Origin of the sequence: Gilvibacter sp. (assembly GCF_013214815.1) — a bacterium.
Lineage (GTDB): Bacteria > Bacteroidota > Bacteroidia > Flavobacteriales > Flavobacteriaceae > Gilvibacter.
In genome coordinates this window covers 1-2,587 of the sequence record NZ_JABSPU010000135.1, presented here as the reverse complement: position 1 = coordinate 2,587, position 2,587 = coordinate 1, and the positions used below count along the sequence as shown (strand labels likewise).

Annotated in this window: 3 protein-coding genes; all 3 read right to left on the bottom strand. The window is 41.7% G+C overall.

What is annotated here, in order from left to right; translation table 11 throughout:
• On the bottom strand, positions 1–556 hold a 556-nt coding region (locus HRT75_RS14570), incomplete at its 3' end, for a hypothetical protein (protein WP_291188296.1).
• A gap of 33 nt (positions 557–589) precedes the next feature.
• The gene (locus tag HRT75_RS14565) at positions 590–931 is read right to left on the bottom strand and encodes a hypothetical protein (RefSeq protein ID WP_291188294.1); all 342 of its coding nucleotides are present in this window, start codon (positions 929–931) and stop codon (positions 590–592) included.
• 16 nt (positions 932–947) lie between these two features.
• Positions 948–2,587 (bottom strand): hypothetical protein (locus HRT75_RS14560; protein WP_291188291.1); only part of this gene is annotated, 1,640 nt, incomplete at its 5' end.

Sequence of the window (2,587 nt, the reverse complement as noted above, 5' to 3'; positions counted from 1 at the left end):
TCTTATTCTCCGCAAATTGTTTAGCAACCTCTTCAGGAATGCCTGGTTTAAATTTTTTTCCTACCAAAGCTAGGGCAAATTGATTTCTTACTCCTGAAAGCAAAAACTCTTTGTCTTTAGCTGTTAACTGTTCATTCAGGCTGCTCACCTCATCGTTATACTTGGTTTCCCAACTCTGAACGAGTTTTAAGGTGTCTTCTAACTGCTTTTGCAATACCTCGGTTCCTTTCCCGTCTTTGAGCTTGGCTTGAAGTTCAGTGTTAACTTTTGTTAACTCATCAATCTTAGCCTTCAGTTGATCATCGCCTCCAGTAGAGGTTTTCTTGATCTGCTCAAATGCTCGTTTTGCATAAGCATAAGTCTTTTCGCCTTGCAATTTTTCAACTCCGGAAGCTGTCAAAATGTCTTTGTCTAGCCCTCCGTAAATCTCACCGATCCTTTGACCGATGACAGCCGCTTCGTTATTGGCTGATAGTGTTGTGATTGCTACAAGTTGTTCTTCTGTTAGGGTGTCTAGTCCCTTTGTTTGTTTGAGTAGTTCAGTTGTCAATGCCATCTTCCCTTAGATGTTTAGGTTGTTTGTTGTGGATTATAATTTTTCAATCTTCGCGTCCAGTTCGTCGGCTTTCTTGTTAAGCGTTTCAATCTCAGTGTTTAGTTTCTTCTCCTCAGAGCGTTCAACCAATGGGTTTGCTCTTTTTACCTTCAAGTCCTTTATCTTTGCCTCAACCCCTTTTAGTTCCCAATTGTAGTATACCTTCCATCCTTCTTTGGGTGCGTGTAAGATCTCGTGAATCGTCCAACCCTGACCCGGCAAAAACTTTAGGCGATCAGATAGATCGTTTGGGTTAAATTGCATGATTTGAGCCTTACTGGTCCTGGTGTCAGTGTTCGGGATGAACTGAACCCGCTCCATCTTGATATGTACCATATTTTCCTCGCCTTTCTTAGGCTGGTACTTGGGCTTGGCTGCTGCCCGTGTTTTCTTGATTTGTGGTTGTTTTGTACTCTGATCCATATCTCAATAGTTCGTTTTTTATAGCTTCAATTTTCTTGTCAAATTCTAGCGCTTCACCAAATTGGGTAACACTTATATTTTCTCGCTCAAACCGTTGAATTAGGCTTGAGAAGTTGACTTTCAAAAAGTAATCCTCAAAGGGTAGCCCATCATTTCTATACATTTCCCTTACATCGCCTTTGGTTAAGTGTCGGAAAGGGTCAAGGTTTTTCAGGATATTTACCCGATGTAGCTCATTCGGGTTATTCCGATACTTTGTTTTGTTGTACTCATCCTCGATCATATCAAGAATGGAGTCGTTTAAGCCCTTATTTCGAGCTTTCTCGTACCAGTCAAGCAATTGATCCGGAGTCATCAAGTAAAATTCTGTACCGTAGCTGTATGAGTTGCCTATGAATGAATTGCCGTATCTTAACTTGCAAATCATCCAATTCCGCCACTCATGAGCTTTTTCGAACTGTGATTTCAAATTCCTTAGCGCCTGGGCTTTGCTTTCAAAGCTGGCAAATACCTGCTTCTCATTGATCGCTTGGTCGTTGATCGGCTCTCCACCGTAGCCTGTTACATTTTCGAATATTTCGACTTTCAAGCGGTCTATTTCTTCAACTATGTATTCCAGACTGCTCTTGTCTACTGTTACAATCCCTATTGGATCTCTAAGATTTGCCCCGTCGTTTTGTGGACCCGGTGCAGGTACTTCGATAAATGAACCCGCCCCTGTTAGTTTCTTTTTACTACAGACTGGGCACTCTTGGATTGAACCGTCACCATTCATCAAATAATGCCCATTTGCATCCTTCAAGAACCCACCATCACAATAGTCTCGCGTTTCTGTATTCTCGTAGTCACAATCTGCCTCAAAACCCCAAAAAATCGGGAATGGGGCGTAGTTGTCAACCTGTCTTTTGGCGATCATGTAATACAAAAGCCAATCTAGGTTTGATAACTGATTGGTTAAAGGAGATTGCTTTATACTTTTCTCTCTTCGGTTAACTGGCTTATACCAAAGAAACTTTGCAGGACAGCGACCTAAACCGTGATTAACTGCGCTTATTTGCTTTTTCGGACTAGTGGCCCCTGGATCAGTTTCAAACAACTGGAAGCCTTCTCGATCAAAAACAGATAGTCGGTTTTCGGCTGGCTTAAATATTATCCAGTCAAATTCACCCTCATCGTCTAGATCGGAATAATCAACTACGTTTTTAATGTCTAAAACATAGCTGTAAGGCTCTGGTCTTGCTCCTGCTTGGTTTTCTGGAAGATCGACGACCACAACCCCATTTATTTGGGTTTTCATAGCTTCAAAGGCTTCGTATTGAAACCTTTTAGGGTCTTTTAATTGATCTTTTTTGTATTCCTCCCAATTGTCTAATAATTCGGGGGAAACAAAATCCTCAGTAAATACCGGGTTTTTGCCATCGAGAACCCTTTGCAGTGATTCAAAGATCGTTTCGGTGAACGCTACCGTCTTAACCGGATAACGAAAAAGAGAGACGAAAATCCGGTACTTGTCGCTAGGTAGTTGCGTTTTAACCCAATCAAGAAACTGCGTAACCGCTCTGTTATAGC

Coding starts and splice junctions, on each gene's coding strand:
- HRT75_RS14565 (WP_291188294.1), bottom strand. CDS start 931: ATGGTACATATCAAGATGGAGCGGGTTCAGTTCATCCCGAACACTGAC.